Source organism: Stenotrophomonas maltophilia group sp. Smal32 (assembly GCF_030237085.1).
Lineage (GTDB): Bacteria > Pseudomonadota > Gammaproteobacteria > Xanthomonadales > Xanthomonadaceae > Stenotrophomonas > Stenotrophomonas maltophilia_Q.
This window is the reverse complement of sequence record NZ_JASJSI010000026.1, coordinates 31,745-51,494: the sequence shown is the minus strand read 5'-3', so window position 1 is coordinate 51,494 and position 19,750 is coordinate 31,745. Positions and strand designations below refer to the sequence as shown.

At 67.1% G+C, this 19,750-nt stretch carries 17 protein-coding genes; 6 read left to right on the top strand and 11 right to left on the bottom strand.

Annotation, left to right across the window (positions count from 1 at the left end; translation table 11 throughout):
- Window positions 1–72 precede the first annotated feature (72 nt).
- The 3 genes from QRO91_RS08805 to gap form a co-directional block, all read right to left on the bottom strand.
- Window positions 73–1,449 (bottom strand): DUF3999 domain-containing protein, encoded by a 1,377-nt coding sequence (locus QRO91_RS08805; RefSeq protein ID WP_049432709.1) that lies wholly within the window; start codon window positions 1,447–1,449, stop codon window positions 73–75.
- Window positions 1,446–4,109, bottom strand: a complete 2,664-nt coding sequence (locus QRO91_RS08800; RefSeq protein WP_049432705.1) for a DUF2339 domain-containing protein — start codon at window positions 4,107–4,109, stop codon at window positions 1,446–1,448. Before QRO91_RS08800 ends, QRO91_RS08805 begins: the two co-directional genes overlap by 4 nt.
- 125 nt (window positions 4,110–4,234) lie before the next feature.
- Window positions 4,235–5,239 carry a type I glyceraldehyde-3-phosphate dehydrogenase gene (gene gap, locus QRO91_RS08795; RefSeq protein WP_019660012.1) on the bottom strand — a complete coding sequence of 335 codons (1,005 nt, stop codon included), beginning with the start codon at window positions 5,237–5,239 and terminating at the stop codon, window positions 4,235–4,237.
- Window positions 5,240–5,431: 192 nt separating this feature from the next.
- On the opposite strand from gap, the gene QRO91_RS08790 reads away from it, so the two are divergent.
- Window positions 5,432–6,061 carry an OmpW family protein gene (locus tag QRO91_RS08790; protein WP_049432699.1) on the top strand — a complete coding sequence of 210 codons (630 nt, stop codon included), beginning with the start codon at window positions 5,432–5,434 and terminating at the stop codon, window positions 6,059–6,061.
- A 232-nt stretch (window positions 6,062–6,293) separates the two neighbouring features.
- On the opposite strand, the gene QRO91_RS08785 is transcribed toward QRO91_RS08790, so the two are convergent.
- Entirely contained in the window at window positions 6,294–7,421 is a 1,128-nt protein-coding gene (locus QRO91_RS08785) for a GGDEF domain-containing protein (protein WP_049432696.1), read from the bottom strand.
- A gap of 114 nt (window positions 7,422–7,535) precedes the next feature.
- Here QRO91_RS08785 and QRO91_RS08780 point away from each other — a divergent pair, with 114 nt between their 5' ends.
- Both QRO91_RS08780 and QRO91_RS08775 read left to right on the top strand, forming a co-directional pair.
- A complete protein-coding gene (locus tag QRO91_RS08780) occupies window positions 7,536–8,354 on the top strand; it encodes a S1/P1 nuclease (protein ID WP_049432694.1) in 819 nt (272 codons plus the stop codon).
- A gap of 11 nt (window positions 8,355–8,365) precedes the next feature.
- Complete coding sequence (locus QRO91_RS08775) at window positions 8,366–9,166, top strand: MBL fold metallo-hydrolase (RefSeq protein WP_049432690.1); 801 nt, start codon at window positions 8,366–8,368, stop codon at window positions 9,164–9,166.
- 22 nt (window positions 9,167–9,188) lie between these two features.
- On the opposite strand, the gene QRO91_RS08770 is transcribed toward QRO91_RS08775, so the two are convergent.
- From QRO91_RS08770 to QRO91_RS08750, 5 genes are all read right to left on the bottom strand, one after another.
- On the bottom strand, window positions 9,189–9,641 hold the full coding sequence (locus QRO91_RS08770; protein WP_197650883.1) for a hypothetical protein: 453 nt from the start codon (window positions 9,639–9,641) through the stop codon (window positions 9,189–9,191).
- Window positions 9,638–10,516: a hypothetical protein gene (locus tag QRO91_RS08765; RefSeq protein WP_049432683.1), complete on the bottom strand. Its 879-nt coding sequence runs from the start codon at window positions 10,514–10,516 to the stop codon at window positions 9,638–9,640. Before QRO91_RS08765 ends, QRO91_RS08770 begins: the two co-directional genes overlap by 4 nt.
- An 80-nt stretch (window positions 10,517–10,596) precedes the next feature.
- Window positions 10,597–11,160: a hypothetical protein gene (locus tag QRO91_RS08760; protein ID WP_049432681.1), complete on the bottom strand. Its 564-nt coding sequence runs from the start codon at window positions 11,158–11,160 to the stop codon at window positions 10,597–10,599.
- The gene (locus tag QRO91_RS08755; RefSeq protein ID WP_197620189.1) at window positions 11,157–12,398 is read right to left on the bottom strand and encodes a TonB family protein; all 1,242 of its coding nucleotides are present in this window, start codon (window positions 12,396–12,398) and stop codon (window positions 11,157–11,159) included. The genes QRO91_RS08760 and QRO91_RS08755 overlap by 4 nt, the downstream gene beginning before the upstream one ends.
- Window positions 12,391–12,756 carry a BlaI/MecI/CopY family transcriptional regulator gene (locus QRO91_RS08750; RefSeq protein WP_010484077.1) on the bottom strand — a complete coding sequence of 122 codons (366 nt, stop codon included), beginning with the start codon at window positions 12,754–12,756 and terminating at the stop codon, window positions 12,391–12,393. Before QRO91_RS08750 ends, QRO91_RS08755 begins: the two co-directional genes overlap by 8 nt.
- 118 nt (window positions 12,757–12,874) lie before the next feature.
- On the opposite strand from QRO91_RS08750, the gene QRO91_RS08745 reads away from it, so the two are divergent.
- Genes QRO91_RS08745 through QRO91_RS08735 form a run of 3 tightly spaced genes read left to right on the top strand, consistent with a single transcriptional unit; the run spans window position 12,875 to window position 16,067 of the window.
- Window positions 12,875–13,432: a flavin reductase family protein gene (locus QRO91_RS08745; protein WP_049432676.1), complete on the top strand. Its 558-nt coding sequence runs from the start codon at window positions 12,875–12,877 to the stop codon at window positions 13,430–13,432.
- A 34-nt stretch (window positions 13,433–13,466) separates the two neighbouring features.
- The gene (locus QRO91_RS08740; RefSeq protein ID WP_049432673.1) at window positions 13,467–15,419 is read left to right on the top strand and encodes an acetyl-CoA hydrolase/transferase C-terminal domain-containing protein; all 1,953 of its coding nucleotides are present in this window, start codon (window positions 13,467–13,469) and stop codon (window positions 15,417–15,419) included.
- A gap of 45 nt (window positions 15,420–15,464) precedes the next feature.
- Window positions 15,465–16,067 (top strand): NADAR family protein, encoded by a 603-nt coding sequence (locus QRO91_RS08735; RefSeq protein ID WP_285310366.1) that lies wholly within the window; start codon window positions 15,465–15,467, stop codon window positions 16,065–16,067.
- A 115-nt stretch (window positions 16,068–16,182) separates the two neighbouring features.
- Here QRO91_RS08735 and tkt read toward each other — a convergent pair whose 3' ends face one another.
- Window positions 16,183–18,180 carry a transketolase gene (gene tkt, locus QRO91_RS08730; protein WP_049432670.1) on the bottom strand — a complete coding sequence of 666 codons (1,998 nt, stop codon included), beginning with the start codon at window positions 18,178–18,180 and terminating at the stop codon, window positions 16,183–16,185.
- Between the two features lie 215 nt (window positions 18,181–18,395).
- Window positions 18,396–19,715, bottom strand: a complete 1,320-nt coding sequence (locus QRO91_RS08725) for a dicarboxylate/amino acid:cation symporter (protein ID WP_049432668.1) — start codon at window positions 19,713–19,715, stop codon at window positions 18,396–18,398.
- Window positions 19,716–19,750 lie beyond the last annotated feature (35 nt).

Sequence of the window (19,750 nt, the reverse complement as noted above, 5' to 3'; positions counted from 1 at the left end):
GCCAAGCGCGGCTTTTTCTTTTGCTTTGCACGACCACCCCCACCCACGAGGGGCTGCGCCGTTCGCCGGAACCTACGCCGAAGGCGCAGGCTTCTGCCGAAGCAGGCTGACCGCCAGGCCGCCAACAACCAGCACACCCAGCCCCAGCAATGCCCACAGCAACCACGACTTCCAATCATGCTGGGCCTTCAGCGCCGCATCGCCGGCCAGCGGCTCCGGGCTGCCTTCCAGGCGCGCCAGCGTCGGCTGCCACGACGGGTCGTTGCGCTGTCGCAGTTCCTCGATCAGCACCCCGATCGGCGCCTCCATCCGGCGCGCGGTCGAGCTGCCCACCGCCAACGCGTAGGGCGCCGCGCCCTGGCTGAGGAACACCAGCACTTCCGGCTGGTAGCCCAGGCGCAGGGACGGCGCAGTCGCCAATTCGGCAGGATTCGCAACCAGCTTCCAGTAGCGGTCGCGATGCACGCCGCCCAGTGCCTGCGCGGCCGACTGCTGGCGCGGGCCCTGTGCGCCCTGCTGCAGCTGGTAGGCAATCCACGGCGCACTACGGCGCTGCCACTCCGCACTTTCGTCGTCGCGGCTGAACAACGTCCACTGCACCAGGCTGTTGTCGGTACTGGCCACGTCCGCACGGGCGACCGGGAAACGGCCATCCATCTCAAAGGTGTATTCCCCCTTGCCCGTCGAGGTCGGCTCCAGCGACAGCCACTCCCACGGCAGTGTGGCCGGCGCCGGCGGCAGCTCGGCCAGTACGCTGCGCAGCGCCGGCAGGCGTGCATCGCCCTGCGCCAGCACGCGCAGGTAGCGCGCCTCGCCGTCCACCTGCAGGCGGCGCTGCAGCAGGCGCTTGCCAGCACGCTGCAGGTCGACCAGCGGGATATCACGCCCGATCGGACGCCAGTGCTGCAGGTCGTCGCTGGCATCCAGCTGCACCTGTGCCTGCAGCGGCTCTCCGCTGTCGGCCCAATCCAGTACCAGCGCCGCCACCGGCTGCTGGCCGAGCACGCTGGCGTCGATCAGCCAGCCACCCTGCCCGCTCGCCGCCGCACCGCCACTCACGCGTGCTTCGACGCGACGCACACGGCCATCGGTATCACGCTCGGTCAGCAACTGCAGATCGTTGCGCTGCGCTTCGGCCAGCGGCGGCAGCGCGAACCAGGGCAGCTCACGCTGCACCGGCGGCTGCGCCAGCGGCTGATCGGGCGCCAGCAAGGCGGAGGGCAGCGACTGGCCTGCGGCATTGAACACCTGCAGATCGCTCAGGTCCGCGGTACCGGCGCGACGGTAGATCGCCGGTTCCAGCACGACGCGATAAGCACCGGACTGTGCACTGGACAACGTCAGTGGCCACTGTTCGGCGTACTGCGTGCGGTAATCGGCGGCCTGCACCGCGACGGCGGCCAACAGGCCGAACATCGCAGGCAGCAGCACCCTGCTCCACATTTTCATTGCTTTTCCTCCACGGTCGGCGCCGCGCTGGGCGGTGCCGGTGCCAGATAACCCACGACGGTGCACAGCAGGCCGTAGGCGATGAACGATGCGATGCCCAGCAGGTTGCCCAGGTGCTGGCGATCGACGATGACCAGCTTGGCCAGCACCACGCCCATCAGCACGGCACCGACCATCCACAACACGCGCTGGCCGCGACGCGAACCCCATACCCAGGCGATCACTCCGAGCACGCTCCACAGCACGGTCAGGCTGGTCTGCGCCAGGCTGAAGCGCATCATCGACGCGTTCCACGACAGGCCGCCCCACTGGTGCACGCCATGCAGCACCACGCTGGTCAGCGCAACGAACGTTGCCAGTGACAGCAGCGGCATGCGGATACCCAGCAGTGCCTTCGGCGCCTGGCCGCTGTACAGCCAGCGCGCGAGCAGCAACAGGCTGAGCCACTGTCCAAGCTCGGCCGGGTTCAGCACCGGCAGCCAGAGCAACGGAGAAGCATCGCCCGGCAACAGCTGCCCCAGCAGCCAGCCGATCGACAGCAGCCCGAACAGCACGCACTGCAGCGGCGTGCGCACGCGGTCGAACGCTTCACCCAATGGCCAGCGCAGCGTATTCCAGCGCCACAGCGACAGCGACGCCATCAGCAGCCACGGCAGCGTGACCAGCAGCGTCGTCCAACCCTGCGCCAGACCGGCCTCGCCCCCCCCCCACAGCGCCAGCAGCGAAAGCAGCGACGGCCACAGCAGCCACCACAGGAACTGCGCGATGCGCGCCACGCTGTCACCGCCCTGGCGCAGGCACAGCAGCGTGCGTACACCGAGCACGGCGAATACCGCCCAGGCCAACGCACCGTAGCCGGCGAACGGCTGATGGTGCGCGTCGCTCTGCATCAGCGCCAGCGGGAAGCCCAGCGCCAGCATCGCCAGCGCAGTCACGCCCAATGCACGCGCCGGCTGGCGGCGCTGCATTTCGGCGGCCAGCCATGCGGTGACCGCAGCCAGCACCAGCAGCGCATCCACTTCCATGCGGTACGGGAAGAAACGGGTGATCTCGTGTACCAGCCCGCCCAGCCACCACAGCAGGCCCCACAGGTAGTAGACCAGTGCGACCTCATGGCGCGGCCGGCGCTGGTAGCTCCAGGCGGAGGCGAAACCTGCCAGCGCCAGCAGCAGCGCGCCGATGGCGGTCGGATTGATCAGGAAGCGCAGGTCCTCGTGCCAGTGGTCGCCGCCGGCCACGAAGGCGAACGCGGCGCCCATCTGCAGCAACGCGCCAGCCACCTGCGGCAGCCAGCGCTTCTGGCGCAGGCCCAGCCAGGCCAGGCCAGCGCCTTCCAGCGCGAACACGGCACCCGTGGCGCGTGCCGACAGCGCCAGCGGCACTGCCAGCGTGGCAAAGCCCGCCGCCAGCACCGCGTGCGACTGCGCCAGCACGGTGTACGACGCACGCCGGATCAACGCCCACGCCAGCACCGCGTAGATCGCGGCCAGGCCGAGCGCGCAGAGCGCCAGCGTCATCGGCTGCTCATGCAGCATGCCGGCCTGCAGCGAGAACGCGACCAGCGGGGTGCCGAACACCAGGCTGCCATCGACCAGGTCGCGGCGGCCGGCGGGCTGCCGGCGTGCGTACAGCAGCGGGATCAGCAGGTAGAAGGCAAAGAACAGCAGCAGGAACGGTTCGGTACTGCCGAACTTGTCCGGCGCGTACTGCAGCACGCCCCAGAACGTACCGATGCCGAAGGTGAAGGCGAAACCCAGCAGGTTCAGCGCGCGCCACGGCCGGAACCAGGCAATGGCGAAGATGCCGGCGTTGAGCACCGCGTAGTAGCTGAACAACCCCACGTGGTTGCCACTGCCGGTGGACAGCCACAGCGGCGCCATGAAGCCGGCGAGGATGCCCAGCACCGCCAGGGTTCGCGAGTTCTGCATCACCGCCAGCACGCACAGGCCTGCCACCAGCGCAATCGAGCTGACGAAGGCGAAGCCTGGCGGAATCAGGTCGAATCGCTTGAAGGCGGCGAAGATGGTCAGCAGCAGCACGCCGATGGCACCGCCCTGCAGCGCAAGCGCGAACATGCGCCTGCGTTCGCGCTGGTGCCAGCCGAAGGCCAGCAGGCCCAGCGCGCCCACGGTGACGCCGGCCAGGCGCAGTTCGATCGGCAGCACCAGCCAGCCCTGGTCGCTGACGTATTTGAGCAGCGCGGCGACACCGGCGAGCAGCACCAGCATGCCGATCTTGACCGGCACGTTGCCTTCGGTGAACCAGCGCTTGACCGCACCGATGCCACGCTCGATGAAATTCGGCAGCGCCGGCTCGGCAGGCAGTGGTGGCGCCACCGGTACCGGCGGCGGCGTGACGGGACGGGGCGCAGGTGGCCCGGCAGGCAGGGCTTCAGGCGCCGGCGGCGGTTGTGGTGTCGCCGCCGCGACTGGCCGCAGGAACGGAGGATCGGCGCTGGCCGAAGGCGTCACCACCGACCGGGCAGGCGCCGCTTCGGTGGCGGTGGCCGCAGCGGCCGGCCGGGTGGCAGGCGCGGCGGCCAGCGCGCTTTCCAGCGCGGCGACGCGGCGGCGCAGGCCGGCGATCATCACCAGCGCCACCACCAGCAGCAGCGGGATGGCCAGCAGGACCAGTACGACCAGGGCGATCAGAGCTTCCATTGCGTGCTTCCATTGCGTTCCCGCGCCCCAGCGGCAGCGGTCGACCGGGCCATGCTACGACAGGGCCGGCCCCATAAACGACGAACCCCGGCCAGGCCGGGGTCCGCGTGCGATCTTCGCCGGCCTTACTTGGCGGCGACAACCTTGGCCATTTCCAGGCACTTGTTGGAATAGCCCCACTCGTTGTCGTACCACGACACGAGCTTGACGAAGGTGCCGTCCAGGGCGATGCCGGCGTCGGCGTCGAACACCGAGGTGTGGGTTTCACCGACGAAATCGGTGGCCACCACCTTGTCTTCGGTGTAGCCCAGGATGCCCTTCAGCGCGCCTTCGCTCTGTGCCTTCACTTCGGCGCAGATCTCGGCGTAGGTGGCTTCCTTTTCCAGCTCGACGGTCAGGTCGACCACCGACACGTCCGAGGTCGGGACGCGGAAGCTCATGCCGGTCAGCTTCTTGTTCAGTTCCGGAATGACCACGCCGACGGCCTTGGCCGCACCGGTGGACGACGGAATGATGTTTTCCAGGATGCCACGGCCGCCGCGCCAGTCCTTGTTGGACGGGCCATCGACGGTCTTCTGGGTGGCGGTGGCCGCATGCACGGTGGTCATCAGGCCACGCTTGATGCCCCACTTGTCGTTGATGACCTTGGCCAGCGGGGCCAGGCAGTTGGTGGTGCACGACGCGTTGGAAATGATGGCCTGGCCGGCGTAGGTCTTGTCGTTCACGCCGAACACGAACATCGGCGTGTCGTCTTTCGACGGGGCCGACATGATGACCTTCTTCGCGCCCGCATCGATGTGCTTCTGCGCGGTTTCCTTGGTCAGGAACAGGCCGGTGGCTTCCAGCACCACGTCGGCACCGACTTCATCCCACTTCAGGTTGGCCGGGTCGCGTTCCTGGGTCAGGCGGATCTTCTTGCCGTTCACCAGCAGGTCGTTGCCCTGCACGGCCACGTCGGCCTTGAAGCGGCCGTGCACGGAGTCGTACTTGAGCATGTACGCCAGGTAATCCGGCTCCAGCAGATCGTTGATGGCCACGATTTCGATGTCGTCGCCGAAGTTCAGCACCGCCGAGCGCAGGACGTTACGCCCGATGCGACCGAAACCGTTGATACCAACCTTGATTGCCATGTTCTCAAGCTCCTGCGGCCGCGACGGGTGCGGCGGGATGGATAGGGCCCACAAGTCTAGCAAACCGGGGCTGGCCACCGTGGGCCAGCGCCCGCGCCAGAGGGCTGGCGGACAGGATTTGATCCGGATCAAAGCGTTAGCGCGGCGTGAGGCCGAGACTGTCGCCATCCACCCAGCAACGAGATCACCCCCATGCGCAAGACCTCCCCCCTGATCCTGGCCGGCCTGGCCGCCGCCCTGTCCCTCGCCGCCGCCCCGGCCATGGCCCAGTCCAAGGGTGACTGGACCGTCTCGGCCGGCATCCACCAGGTGGCGCCGAAGTCGAACAACGGCTGGCTGGCCGGCCACACCCTGAAGGTCGACGTCGACAACGACGTCAAGCCGACCATCACCGGCGAATACTTCATCGCCGACAACCTGGGCATCGAAGTGCTGGCCGCACTGCCGTTCAAGCACGACATCAACATCAACGGCCTGGGCCGCGTGGGCAGCACCAAGCAGCTGCCGCCGGTGGTGACCCTGCAGTACCACTTCAACAGCAAGGGCAAGGTCTCGCCGTTCGTTGGCGCGGGCGTGAACTACACGACCTTCTTCAGTGAAGACACCACCGGCGCACTGGCCGGCAGCAAGCTGAAGCTGCAGGATTCGTGGGGCCTGGCCGCGCATGCCGGCATCGACTTCGCGATCGGCGAGAAGGGTGCCCTGCGCGTGGACATGCGCTGGATCGACATCGACAGCAAGGTGAAGTTGAACGGCGAGAAGATCGGCACGGTCAACATCGATCCGCTGGTCTACGGTGCGTCGTACGTCTTCAAGTTCTAAGCGGTGTGTTGAGCGCGGGGGCTTCGGCCCCCGCTCCCTGCCACACGCAAAACCCTCGCAGCATGTTGCCCCGGTCTTTGCCGGGGCTTTTTTTCGGGAAGCATGCGTAGGCGCGCTCTTCTGTAGAGCCGAGCCATGCCCGGCTATCTCGCGGAGCGCGCAGATATCCGAAGAAGAGCAGCCGCGCATGGCTCGGCTCTACAGAAGCATGAACGGGCCGCCTTTCAGTCGATTATTGATCCGGCGCCACTTCCACCCGGTTGCGGCCGCTTTCCTTGGCGCGATACAGCGCTGCATCGGCGCGTGCCAATGCCTGCTCCAGCGTATCGCCACCATCGTCATGCCAGCGCGCCACGCCGATGCTCACGCTCACCACCGGGGCTGCATCCGAATCGGCATGTGCGATCGCCAGTGCCTGCACCTGTTGCCGAAGCTGCTCGAACGGCGCTGATTCCGGTTGGCCCGGCGCCCAGTGGCCCAGCGCCACGAACTCTTCGCCGCCGTAGCGCGCCACCACCGAGTCGCTACCGCGCAGCTGCGCGGCCAGGGTGGTTGCCACCGCATGCAGGACGGTGTCGCCGGCGGGATGGCCGTGGTGGTCGTTGTAGCGCTTGAAGTAGTCGATATCGATCATGGCGATGCGCAGTGCGCCGCGCGCATGCGACGTGCGCAGATAGCGCTGGAAGATCTGGTTGGCCTGGCGATCGAAGGCGCGCCGGTTCAGCAGGCCGGTCAGCCCATCGTGGTTGGCCAACGCATCCAGGCGTTGCTCGGCCCGCCACGTTGCACGCGCCTGCCGTTCGGAAATGTAGCTGCCGACAATGCCGGCCAGGTTGCTGGCCAGCACGAACATCACGCTCTGCAGCATCTGCGCCCAGTGCCGGCCCACCTGCAGCTCGGCCAGCAGGAACGCCAGCGCGATCAGGGTTCCGGTCAGCGTCGCCACCCCGAAACGCAGCCCGCACAGGAAGTAGTTCAGCAACAGGAACAGGCTGATGCCTTCGTAGGGGTAGTTCACGCCGGCACGGTGCGCGGTCCAGATCATGGTCACCAGCGCCAGCCCGCTGACCAGCACGACGCTGCCGCCCAGCCACTGGAGGTGGCGCCGCAGCATCGGCACGAAGGTCAGCGCGACGCCCAGCAGCAGTGCCGGCAGCAGAACGCCCAGCCGCCAGCGCAGCACCGGCGCGTGCACCTCCGGCGGCAACCAGTAGGTATCGAGCACGGCAAAGCCCAGCGAGAACGCGCCTGCCACGGCGCAGGCCCAGCGCATGCGCCAGACCACCTGGGCATCGAACGCGGCGGCGAACCCGTCGTCATCGGGATGCCCGGCCATGATGCGCCTGTCCGTGATCGCCATCAGCCCCTCCCCCGCGTGTGCCCGGGTCACCCTAGCGGCTGGTGCATCAAGACCGTGTGGCGAACGCCACGCGTGATCAAGCCCGGGTCTGCCGAGGCCCGCTAGAATGTACGCATGAAAGCCCTGCACTCCCTGTTCCTCGCCGCCGCCCTGGCGCCGGCCCTGCTGTCCGCTTCGGCCCCGGCCCATGCCTGGGGCGCACAAGGCCACCGCCTTGTCGCCGAAGTCGCCGACGCCCGCCTCAACCCCACCGCCCGCGCCGAAGTGGACCGCCTGCTGGCCACCGAGCCAGACGCCACCCTGGCCAGCATCGCCCCCTGGGCCGATCAGCTGCGCGCCAAGGACCCCGGCCTAGGCCGTCGCTCGGCCGGTTGGCACTACGTCAACATCGCCGAAGACAACTGCCATTACGAAGCACCGAAGCACTGCAAGAGCGGCAACTGCATTGTCGAGGCACTGAAAGCACAGAGCACCATCCTCGGCGACCGCAGCCTGACCGACGCCGAGCGCCTGCAGGCGCTGAAGTTCGTCGTGCACCTGGTGGGTGACATCCACCAGCCGATGCACGCCGGCTATGCCCATGACAAGGGCGGCAACGATTTCCAGCTGCAGTTCGGCAACCGCGGTACCAACCTGCACTCGCTGTGGGACAGCGGCATGCTCAACACCCGCAAGCTGGACGATGCCGGCTATCTGCCTCTGCTGCAGAGCCAGCGCGCGCCTAAGCTGGCGCGCCAGTCCAACCCGCAACGCGACCCGCAGATCTGGGCCGAGGCCAGCTGCCGCATTTCCATGCAAGCTGGCGTTTATCCGGCCACGCGTAAAATCGGTGATGAATACACCGAGCGCTACCGGCCGCTGGCCGAAGCGCAGCTGCGACTGGCCGGCGAGAACCTGGCCCAGTTGCTGAACCGCGTGCTCGGCGCGCGCTGAGGAGCGTTCCAATGTCAGTCCAGGTGCAGTCGTTCTTCCACCGTGACAGCAATACCTTCAGCTACCTGGCCAGCGACCCGGCCAGCGGCGAGGCGGCGCTGATCGACCCGGTCCTGGACTACGACCCGGACACCGACGCCAGCAGCGAGTCGCCGCTGCGCGACGTGCTGCAGGCCATCGAACAGCAGGGCCTGCAGCTGCGCTGGCTGCTGGAAACCCACGCCCACGCCGACCATGTGTCGGCGGGGCGTCGGCTCAAGCAGCGCTTCCCGCAGGCCACGCTCGCCATCGGCGAAGGCATCCGTGCGGTGCAGGCGACGTTTGCACCACGCTATGGCCTGCAGCTTCCTGCTGCGGATGACATCTTCGACCACCTGTTCAGCGATGGCGAAACCTTCACCCTTGGCGGACTGGATGGACGGGTGATCGCCGTGCCCGGCCATACCAGCGACAGCGTCGCCTACCTGATCGGCGATGCACTGTTCACCGGCGACTCGCTGTTCATGCCCGACGGTGGCACCGCCCGCTGCGATTTCCCGGGCGGTGATGCCGCACAGCTGTACCGTTCGATCCAGCGCCTGCTGGCCCTGCCCGATGCGACCCGCGTATTCGTCTGCCACGACTACGGTCCGGGCGGTCGTGATTTCGCCAACGAAACCACCATCGGCGAGCAGCGCGCGCACAACATTCACGTGCACGACGGTGTAGCCGAGGCGGAGTTCGTCAGCGTGCGCCAGGCCCGCGATGCGACGCTGGAAGAACCGAAGCTGATGCAGCCAGCGGTGAAGGCCAACATCCAGGGCGGGGCGTGAGCCTTCGCACCGGAGCCGGACATCACCCGCACACTGCAGGGCTGTTCCGTGCTGCAGTGGGCGCAGTGCCACTGCGAATGCGCGCAATGACGACGCTGCGGCGGGTTGCAGGCGTGTTCTTCAGCAAGGTGCACACTGCAGGCCCCTGCCTGCGGTAAAGCGTCGCAGCCATCTCGCTGATTTCTTCACTGGCCATGCCATCGACCACAATCATGAAATCGATCAGTGCCTGCAGCTGCGCCCGCGTCAGTCGACCAGCATCGCGTTCCACCATCGCGTGTACAGCAGGGATCACACGGTCTTCGATGAAGGGTTCGTCTGCATTGCGCGCTGTGTCGGCACGCGCGTCGTGGACGGCGATGAACCGGGTTGCGATGACCACCATATCGGCGCCCTGGTCCCGCTCCGTGGCCAGGCAAGGCGTCATATGCAGCCCCAGGTACACCAGGACGATGGTACCGAGCGCTCTGATCATTCGTAGATCACCTTGTGATAGACGGTTTCCTGCAGCAGGTCATCCTGCGCCGTGCCCACATACATCTGCCGTGACAGCACGCGCTGCGCATCGAAGCGGATACGCACGTTGTAACTCTCCGATGCGTCGCCGCCCTGCAGGTCCAGCACACCGCCGCCAGCATCTGCCTTCAGGGTTCCGCGATGCAGGTCGAAGAGATCGCGGTACACCGAGTACGCCACCGGAACCGGCTGGCCATCCACGCGCAGTTCCAGATGCGTGACCTCGCGGCATGGCGAGGTGGTCCCGCCGCACGCAACGCCGCTTGCGGCCGGTGCATCGGCCGTGCGCATGGCAAGCGTGGCTTCCACTCGCCTGGTGGCAGACGCGTCTGACAGGCGTACCTTCGACTTCTGCGTCAATACACGCGAGGAAGGGTCCTCCAGTTCCTGCAAGGCCTGCCGCAGGCGCTGCAGCTGTTCCGCGCATTGCGCCGGCGCCCCTGGGGAGTCGGTACAGGCCGCCTGCAGCTGCAGCGCATCCACCTGTGCAGCGGTGATTTCGCCGCGATCGACCTTCATTGCCACCGCGCCGACCAGAAGCGAAAGATCACTGCGCTCTCCCCCATCGAGGATCGCCTGCCGCGCAACCGGCAGCAAGGCCGGCGGCTGGGCGGCGAGCAGTTCGGCGATGCAGGGCGATCGCGGGCGGACCTGCAGCGCTCCCCGCAGATACGCCACGCGTGCGGGGTCGTCCAGCGCTGCCAGGTAGCCGCCGGCCGAGCAGGCCGGCGGACCATTTCGATACGCATCCAGGTCGTGCTTGTCCTGCCCATGCGGCGTGCAACCGGCCAGTACACAGGAAAGCCCGGCCAGCATGATTGTCCAGATACTCATCCCCAGCTTCCGTTGCCGTGTCGCCCGCACTGAACGCGTGGGCGGGCGACGGCGCCTGCCTGGTCGCGCATGGCCCGGCACTACCGGCCCTGTGTACGCACCACATGCTGGCCCTTCACGACCTCGAAGGTGAAGGCGTACTGCAGGGTAACGGCCACCGGCTCGACCCGCTCGGCACCGCGGCAGTCGCCGCGATCCGCAGGTACCTTGCCCGCTGCGAAGTGGCAGACCGCGGCGGACGAATACTTCCACATCGCAACCGCCTCCTGCGCGGCCTGCAGCAAGGGCGCATTCTCCGGCGCCCCACCCGCACTGCATTCGCTGCGGTCGGTCAACGGCATGCTGCGCTCAACGCTGCCCTGCGCATCCACCACCACCTGCAGGCAGACCGTGGTCGGCGGCAACGACGTGCGAGGATCGCGATCACCCACCACGGGATCAGGTGCCGTGTGCAGCTGCGGCATCCGGTAGCCTTCGCTGGCGGCCAGCGTGTAAGGCTGGATCTGGCCAGCCCCTCCCCCTGCATCGGGCCGCAGCCGCTGGTGACCGACATTCTCGCTGCGGGTATCAACCGTGGTCAGGCGATCCTGGGTTGCACACCCCACCAGCAGCGCCGCCATCATCAACAGCGGCGCGGACTTCACTTCGTATCCTCGGTGTCATCCATGGCGTAGGTGATCGGAATGCGTACGGCACCGGCCACCGGCTTGCCGTTCTTCCGCGCCGGTCGGTAGGTCCAGCTGCGCGCGGCGGCGATGGAGACGGCATCGAACACCCCCGGATTGGTCGCGCTGAGCACCTGTACATCGGTCGGATGGCCCTGTGCGTCCACCTCGATGCGCAGGTTGACCACGCCCACCTGGCGCTGCTCGAAGGCGGACTTCGGATAGGACGGTGGCGGCATCTTGTCGACCTGGATCGGACTGTCCAGCCCCGCCTTTGCCGCATCCTCTTCCGCATGTTCGAACGGCTCGACACCGATCCGGGTACCTACCGCCGCACCGCCCTGGCTGGCCCACGCCACCGCCGCCATTCCCACGCACAACCCGACCACCAGCACCTGCCCCGACACCCACGGCAATGCCTTCCGCTTGGACTGCTTCAACATGGCGATACGCTCCTTCAACACGGGTTGGCTGCGCCAATGGCAGACCGCGGGCGCAACCGGATGGACCAGCTGCGCCTTCAGCAGCGTGCTGGCATAGAGGCCGCGCAGCGCAGGCTGCGGGGCAATGGTGCGGGCATCACAGGCCAGCTCCTGGTCGCGCAGGAAACGGCGTGCAGCCCATGGCAGAAGCGGGTGGAACCAGAACACTGCGCGCACCAGCAGCAGCGCGCCGTTGGCCCAGTGGTCGCCATTGCGGCGATGGCTGCGCTCGTGCTGCAGGATCAGGTTCTGCTCCTGTGCGGTGAACTGCTGATCGAATTGCGGACCGACCACGATGCGCGGCCGCCACAGGCCGACCAGCGCCGGCAGCCCGGGATCGCCACTGGCCTGCCAGCTGCCATCGGCACGCGCACGCAGCTGGCCCATGCTGCGTTCGAAACGGCGCTGCGCACGCAGGTCGCGCAGCAGGCAGATGCCCGTGCCCAGCGCCCATGCCAGCAGCGACAGCAGGGCCCCAGGCACCGACCAACCTGCCCCACCGTCAGTGGCCCCCGGCACCACTTTCAACGGCAGCGTCGGTACATGCTGCAGCAGCGCGACCTGCGGCAACGGCAGCAGCAAGGTCACCAGCAGCAACGGCAGCAGCCACCAGCTGCGATAGGCCAGCCCGGCGCCGCCCAGGCCCACCAGCAGTGGTCGCAGCGCCGCCAGCAGCAGCACGCCCACCGCCAGCCACAGGCTGGCCCGCCACAGTCCGTCGAGCAGCTCAGTCATGGTCCAGCTCCTGGATCAGCTTCTTCAGTTCGGCAATGTCCTGCGCGCTCAGCTGCCCACGTTCGCTGAAGTGCGCCACCAGTGGCGCCACGCGGCCCTCGAAGACGCGTCCGATGAAGTCCTGGCTTTGCGCCTCCACCCAGGCCTGGCGCTGCAGCAGGGGCCGGTACAGATAGCGCCGGCCATCGCGCTCGGCGGCGATCGCGCCCTTGGTCAGCAGGCGGTTGAGCAGGGTCTTGATGGTCGGCTCGGCCCAGTCGCGATGGGCCAGCGCGGCCACCACGTCATCGGCACTACGTGGTGCCTGTTGCCACAGCACCTCCATCACAACGGCTTCGGCTTCGCTGATCGGGGTCATGGTTTACATCCGTAATCGACGATCTGATTACGCGCGTAATCGACTTGGCTGTCAAGTCCCTCGACTCCGGGTTCATCCCGGCTGCGCCAGCATCGGTTCCTCCCACCCCTGGCATCGGATGAAAGCGCTGCCCAAGAAGGACTTCCCGGTCGAGCAGGCACGTCGCTTCCTCGAACCCGGCCCGATCGTGCTGGTCAGTACCGCGTGGCAGGGCCAGCGCAACCTGATGACGATGGGCTGGCACATGGTGATGGGCTTCTCGCCTTCACTGGTCGCAACCTACCTGTGGAATGAAAACCACAGCCACGGCCTGGCCGTCGGCAGTGGCGAGTGCGTGATCAACGTACCCGGCGTGGAGCTGCTCGATACCGTGGTGGACATCGGCAACTGCAGTGGTCGCGAGGTCGACAAGTTCGCCCGGTTCGGGCTCGACGCGCTGCCCGCACGCGAGGTCGGCGCGCCGCTGGTCGGGCAATGCCACTCGAACTTCGAATGCCGCTTGTACGACGACAGCCAGGTGGCATCGAACAACCTGTTCATCTGGGAAATCGTGCGCGCACACGTAGCGCCACGGCCGAAGCTGCCGCGCACGGTGCACTACCGCGGCGATGGGCAGTTCATGGTGGCCGGCGCCGAAGTCTCGCGTCGACGGCGGTTCAAGCCCGACATGCTGTAATGCCAGCACTCCCCCACACGCAGGACCGCCCCGCATGACCGAACACCTCACCGACCTGGACGCCGCTGTCGACTGGTTGTTTGCGCGCGTGGACGGGCCGTTGCGGATCGGGGCACCGCTGGCGCTGGGCAAGCCGCACCGGCTGCTCAATGCCCTGTACGCGCGCGTCGAGCACGACCCGTCGCGGCCGCTGCAGCTGTATACCGCGCTGTCGCTGAACCCGCCGAAGGCGCGCGGCAACGGCCTGGAAGCGCGCTTCATGGCACCGTTCACGCAGCGCCACTTCGGCGACGATTTCCCGCGCCTGGCCTATGCCGATGCGATCGCACGCGACGCGCTACCGGCACATGTGCAGGTGGAAGAGTTCTACATGCAGTCCGGCGCCCTGCTCGGTTCGCGCCAGGCGCAGTCCAGCTATACCAGCCTGAACTACACCCACGCCGCCGACGCGGTCGCCCAGCGCGCGCCGCAGGTGATCGTGCAGAAGGTGGCGATGCGGCCGGATGATCGCCGGCTGTCGCTGTCATGCAACAACGACATCACCCAGGACACCCTGGATGCCATGGCCGCACGTGGCCTGCCGCGGCCCCTGCTGATCGCCGAGATCGACCCGCAGCTGCCCTACCTAGGCGGCTCGGCCACCGTGGATGTGTCGTTCTTCGATCTGGTGATCACCCCGCCGCCGCCGTACCCGGCACTGTTCGGCCTGCCGCGGCAGCCGGTCGGCGATGCCGACTACGCCATCGGCCTGTATGCCAGCACGCTGGTACGCGACGGCGGCACCCTGCAGATCGGCATCGGCACGCTGGCCGATGCGCTCAGCCATGCGCTGGTGCTGCGCCACACCGACAACGCGCGCTACCGCCGCGTGCTGCACGCGCTGGACCCGCAGCTGGCCAGCCACCCGCTGGTGAAGGAGATTGGCGGGCTGGATCCGTTCGAGGTCGGCCTGTACGGCTGCAGCGAAATGCTCAATGAGGGCTTCCGCCGGCTGGTGCAGACCGGGGTGATCAAGCGCAAGGTGCATGACGACCTGGCGCTGATGCAGCGCATCGAGAACGGCAGCACGCTGTCCATCGACCACGCCACTCTGGCCGCCGAGGGAGAATACCTGCACGGCGCGTTCTACCTGGGCTCGCCGGAGTTCTACGAATGGCTGCGCACGCTGCCGGATGACGAATGCCGTGCGATCGGCATGCGCAGGATCAGCGAGATCAACCAGCTGTACGGCGGCAACGAGACGCTGGAACGCCTGCAGCGCCGCCATGCGCGCTTCTTCAATTCCTGCATGATGGCCACCGCGCTGGGCGCAGCGGTGTCGGATGCGCTGGACGATGGACGTGTGGTGTCCGGCGTGGGCGGCCAGTACAACTTCGTGGCGATGGCCCATGCCCTGCCCGAAGCGCGCAGCGTGCTGATGTTCCGCGCCGCGCGTGACGACAAGGGGCGCCGCGAATCCAACGTGCGCTGGAACTACGGGCACACCACCATTCCACGCCACCTGCGCGACATCTACCTCAACGAATACGGCATCGCCGATCTGCGCGGCTTGACCGACGAGGATTGCGTGCAGGCGATGACCGCAATCACCGAGGCGCCGTTCCAGGGCGACCTGCTGCAACAGGCGCAGGCTGCACGCAAGCTGTTGAAGAGCACCCAGCCGGATCCCGAGCGCCTGCAGCGAAACACGCCGCAGGCATTGGCCGCCGCACTGGCACCGTTCCGTGCCGATGGCAGCCTGCCGGACTATCCGCTCGGCAGCGATTTCAACGAGATTGAACAGGTGCTGGTGAAGGCGCTGGGATGGCTGAAGGCCAACACGCAGACCCGTGGCGACAAGCTGCGCACGGTCTGGGCGGCGCTGCGGCAACCGGCCGGCGACGGCGACGCGGTGTACCTGCAGCGCATGGGCCTGCAGGCGCCGAAGGATTTCGCCGAGCGCCTGGACGCGCGCCTGCTGCGCCTGGCGCTGGCGCGTACTGCGTAATCACGCGTACGGTAGCGCCGGGCCATCCCCGGCGAAAAAGCATCAGTGCCAACCAAGGTTGGCACCTACCAGGGCACGGCGGCACGCTATGCTGTGGCGATGAACGATGATTCCCGTTTCCTGCATGATCTGCAGCAGCGCGAGGCTTCAGGCGAAGACCTGCGTTACCTCTGCTTCTGGGGCCACCAGCCGCCGCGCAGCGGAGTTTCTGCGTCCTGTTTCAGCCAGTGGTATTACGCCGGCTTCGAGATCGATGGCGTGCACTACCGCACCGCCGAGCACTACATGATGGCCGGAAAGGCGCGTCTGTTCGGCGCCACCAAGCTGCTTGAGAAGATCGTCGCCAGCACCACGCCGGACAAGGCCAAGGCTTTCGGCCGCCAGATCGAAGGCTTCGATGAAGCGCGCTGGACGCAGGCCCGCTACGACCTGGTGGTGGAAGGCAACAGGGCCAAGTTCGCGCAGAACCCGGAACTTGGGGCGTTCCTGCGTGCGACCGCAGGCTGGGTGCTGGTCGAAGCCAGCCCGGTGGATTTCATCTGGGGCATCGGCCTGGCCAAGGATCACGCCGACGCGCACAACCCGGCGCAGTGGCGCGGATTGAACCTGCTGGGGTTTGCGCTGATGGACGTGCGGGACGCAATGTAACGCTCATCCACGCATGGCGTGGATCTACTGGCACGGCGGCCGATTCGTTTCGCCCCACAGAAAAAGAGAAAGGCCGGCTTGCGCCGGCCTTTCCTTCATCACGCTGCGATGCTGCTTACAGCGCCTTGGCAGCTTCCACCACATGGGCGGTGGTGATGCCGAAGTGCTTGTACAGCTGGTCGGCCGGGGCCGAGGCACCGAAGGTGTCGATACCGATCACGGCACCGTCCAGGCCGACGAACTGGCGCCAGAAACCGGTGACGCCGGCTTCCACGGCCACGCGCTTGCGCACGGCGTTCGGCAGCACCGATTCACGGTAGGCCGCATCCTGGCGCAGGAACACGTCGGTGGACGGCATCGAGACCACGCGGGTCTTGAGGCCGGCCGCGTCCAGCTGGGCCTTGGCTTCGGTGGCCAGCGAGACTTCCGAACCGGTGGCGATCAGGATCACGTCCGGGGTACCGGCAGCGTCGGCCAGCACGTAACCACCGCGCTCGATCTGGGCGATCTGCTCGGCGTTGCGCGGCTGGTGCGGCAGGTTCTGGCGGCTGAACACCAGGCAGCTCGGGCCGTCCTGGCGGGTGATCGCGGCCTTCCAGCTCACGGCCGACTCGACCGCATCGCACGGGCGCCACACATCGTTGTTCGGGATGTAGCGCAGCGAGGCCAGGTGCTCCACCGGCTGGTGGGTCGGGCCGTCTTCGCCCAGGCCGATCGAATCGTGGGTGTAGACGTGGATGGCGTGGGCCGGGATCAGCGCGCTCATGCGCACACCGTTGCGGGCGTAATCGCTGAACACCAGGAAGGTGGCGTCGAACGGAATGAAGCCACCGTGCAGGGCCAGGCCGTTGGCAATGGCGGTCATGCCGAACTCGCGCACGCCGTAGTACACGTAGTTGGCGTTGGCGTCGTCGCTGGCGACCGACTTGCTGCCCTTCCACAGGGTCAGGTTCGAGTGCGCCAGGTCAGCCGAGCCACCGACGATTTCCGGCAGCAGCGGTGCGTAGGCTTCGATGGCCAGCTGCGAGGCCTTGCGCGAGGCGATCGTCGGGCCTTCAGCGGCGACCTGGGCGATGTAGGCATCGGCCTTGGCAACGAAGTCGGCCGGCAGTTCGCCGTGCGAGCGACGGGTCAGTTCGGCGGCTTCGCCCGGGTACTGGCTGGCGTACTTGTCGAACAGCTGTTCCCACTCGGCCTGGCGCAGGGTGCCGGCGCCATTGGCGCGCCAGCCGTCGTAGATCGCCTGCGGGATCTCGAACGGACCGTATTCCCAGCCCAGCTGCTTGCGGGTGGCTTCCAGTTCGTCCTTGCCCAGCGGGGCACCGTGGCTGGATTCCTTGCCCGCCTTGTTCGGCGAACCAAAACCAATGGTGGTGCGGCAGCAGATCAGGGTCGGCTTGTCGTTCTGCGACAGCGCGGCCTCGATGCCGGCCTTGATGCTTTCCGGGTCATGGCCGTCGACGTCGCGGACCACGTTCCAGCCATAGGCCTCGAAACGCTCCGGGGTGTTGTCGGTGAACCAGCCCTCGACGTTGCCGTCGATGGAGATGTGGTTGTTGTCCCAGAAGCAGACCAGCTTGTGCAGGCCCCAGGTACCGGCCAGCGACGCCGCTTCATGCGACACGCCTTCCATCAGGCAGCCATCGCCCATGAACACCCAGGTGCGGTGGTCGACCACTTCCAGCTCCGGGCGGTTGAAGCGCTGTGCCAGCAGCTTCTCGGCCAGGGCGAAGCCCACGGCATTGGCGAAACCCTGGCCCAGCGGGCCGGTGGTGGTTTCCACGCCCGGGGTCTCGTGGCGTTCCGGGTGACCGGCGGTGTGGCTGCCCAGCTGGCGGAACAGCTTCAGCTGCTCGATCGGCAGGTCGTAGCCGCTCAGGTGCAGCAGCGCGTACTGCAGCATCGAACCGTGGCCGTTGGACAGCACGAAGCGGTCGCGGTTGAACCAGTGCGGATTGCTCGGGTTATGGCGGAGGTAGTCGTTCCAGAGGACTTCGGCGATATCGGCCATGCCCATGGGCATGCCGGGGTGGCCGGACTTTGCGGTTTCAACCGCATCGGCGGCAAGGAAGCGGATGGCGTTGGCCAACTGGCGACGGGTAGGCTGCGTCATGGTTCTGTCGGAATCGGGAGGCGGCCGCGGACGTGCGGGCGGCCTATTGTCCCATAGTCGCCGGGCGGGGGGTCGGTTCACGGTGCCCGGTCGTGGCGGCCGCTGGCCGGCGGCGGCGTGGTCTCCGCCGGATTCCGCATGTGAAAAGGGGTCGGATACCTTTCCCTGCGGAAAGGAATCCGACCCCGATCAGGTCGCCAGCTGTGGCGTTGGACTTAGTCCTGCTGCGGGCCCAGCGCCGGGCCGTCGTGGGACTCGCCCTTGGCCACCAAGGTGGTCAGGGCCAGGTCGCCGGTCACGTTCAGCGCGGTACGGCACATGTCCAGGAAGTGGTTCACGCCCAGGATCAGGCCGATGCCCAGCGGGTTAACGCCGACCATCGCACAGATCATCGCCACCACCGGCAGCGAGCCCGACGGCACGCCGGCGGTACCGATGCCACCAAGGATGCAGACCGCCATCACCATGATCTGCTGGCCGATGCTCAGGTCCACGCCGAAGAACTGGGCCAGGAAGATCACCGTCACGCCCTCGAACAGCGCGGTGCCGTTCTGGTTGGCGGTGGCGCCCACGGTCAGCACGAAGCGCGACACGCGCTGCGGCAGGCCCATCTGGTCGGCCACGCGCAGCGCGGTCGGCAGGGTGGCGTTGCTGGAGGCGGTGGAGAACGCCATCACCGTCGCTTCCTGGGTATCGCGGAAGAACGACAGCGGCGAACGGCCGGACAGCCACACCGCAGTGCCGTAGGTCACGACCATGTGCAGGCCCAGCGCCAGCACCACCACGCCCACGTAGGCACCGAGGCGGATGATCAGTTCGAAGCCGAACAGTGCGGCCAGGTTGAACATGAAGCAGGCCACCGCATACGGGGCCAGGCGGATGACCAGGTTGATCAGGGTCATCGAGATTTCAAACACGCCTTCGATGGCGCGGCGCAACGGGGCGACCTTCTCGTTGTCGGTCAGCACCATGCCGATGCCGAACATCAGCGCGAAGAACATCAGCGACAGGATCGCACCGTTGTCCGACGCCGCCTGCAGCACGTTGCTCGGCACGATCGACAGCAGCATGTCCATGCCCTTCGGCGTGCCATGGATGCCGGCAACGATTTCCTTGCTGCGCTCGGCGTTCTCCGAAAGCATCATGGCGGCGACCTGCGGATCGACGCCGGCGCCCGGCTTGAGCAGGTTGACCAGCACCAGGCCGATGCCCACGGCGATGCCGGACAGCAGCACGGTGTAGGCCAGGGTCTTCCAGCCGATGCGGCCGAGGGCGCGGATGTCGCCCATCTCCGACACGCCCATGATCAGCGCCGAGAAGATCAGCGGCACGATCAGCATGAAGATCAGGTTGAGGAACAGGCCCGACGCCGGGGTGGTGACGTAGTCCATTACCCACTTGGCACCGGCCTGCAGACCATCGACGCTGCCGCCCAGGGCGTGCACGATCAGTCCCAGGACCAGGCCGATCGCAAAGCCGATGCCCATCTTCCAATGCAGGGGCAACTTCTTCTTGTCGGCAGCAGCTGCTGTCATACGCGGGTTTCCTCGAAAAATGAATGCACTCTAAC

Coding starts and splice junctions, on each gene's coding strand:
- QRO91_RS08805 (WP_049432709.1), bottom strand. CDS start 1,449: ATGAAAATGTGGAGCAGGGTGCTGCTGCCTGCGATGTTCGGCCTGTTG.
- QRO91_RS08800 (WP_049432705.1), bottom strand. CDS start 4,109: ATGGAAGCTCTGATCGCCCTGGTCGTACTGGTCCTGCTGGCCATCCCG.
- gap (WP_019660012.1), bottom strand. CDS start 5,239: ATGGCAATCAAGGTTGGTATCAACGGTTTCGGTCGCATCGGGCGTAAC.
- QRO91_RS08790 (WP_049432699.1), top strand. CDS start 5,432: ATGCGCAAGACCTCCCCCCTGATCCTGGCCGGCCTGGCCGCCGCCCTG.
- QRO91_RS08785 (WP_049432696.1), bottom strand. CDS start 7,421: ATGGCGATCACGGACAGGCGCATCATGGCCGGGCATCCCGATGACGAC.
- QRO91_RS08780 (WP_049432694.1), top strand. CDS start 7,536: ATGAAAGCCCTGCACTCCCTGTTCCTCGCCGCCGCCCTGGCGCCGGCC.
- QRO91_RS08775 (WP_049432690.1), top strand. CDS start 8,366: ATGTCAGTCCAGGTGCAGTCGTTCTTCCACCGTGACAGCAATACCTTC.
- QRO91_RS08770 (WP_197650883.1), bottom strand. CDS start 9,641: ATGATCAGAGCGCTCGGTACCATCGTCCTGGTGTACCTGGGGCTGCAT.
- QRO91_RS08765 (WP_049432683.1), bottom strand. CDS start 10,516: ATGAGTATCTGGACAATCATGCTGGCCGGGCTTTCCTGTGTACTGGCC.
- QRO91_RS08755 (WP_197620189.1), bottom strand. CDS start 12,398: ATGACTGAGCTGCTCGACGGACTGTGGCGGGCCAGCCTGTGGCTGGCG.
- QRO91_RS08750 (WP_010484077.1), bottom strand. CDS start 12,756: ATGACCCCGATCAGCGAAGCCGAAGCCGTTGTGATGGAGGTGCTGTGG.
- QRO91_RS08745 (WP_049432676.1), top strand. CDS start 12,875: ATGAAAGCGCTGCCCAAGAAGGACTTCCCGGTCGAGCAGGCACGTCGC.
- QRO91_RS08740 (WP_049432673.1), top strand. CDS start 13,467: ATGACCGAACACCTCACCGACCTGGACGCCGCTGTCGACTGGTTGTTT.
- tkt (WP_049432670.1), bottom strand. CDS start 18,180: ATGACGCAGCCTACCCGTCGCCAGTTGGCCAACGCCATCCGCTTCCTT.
- QRO91_RS08725 (WP_049432668.1), bottom strand. CDS start 19,715: ATGACAGCAGCTGCTGCCGACAAGAAGAAGTTGCCCCTGCATTGGAAG.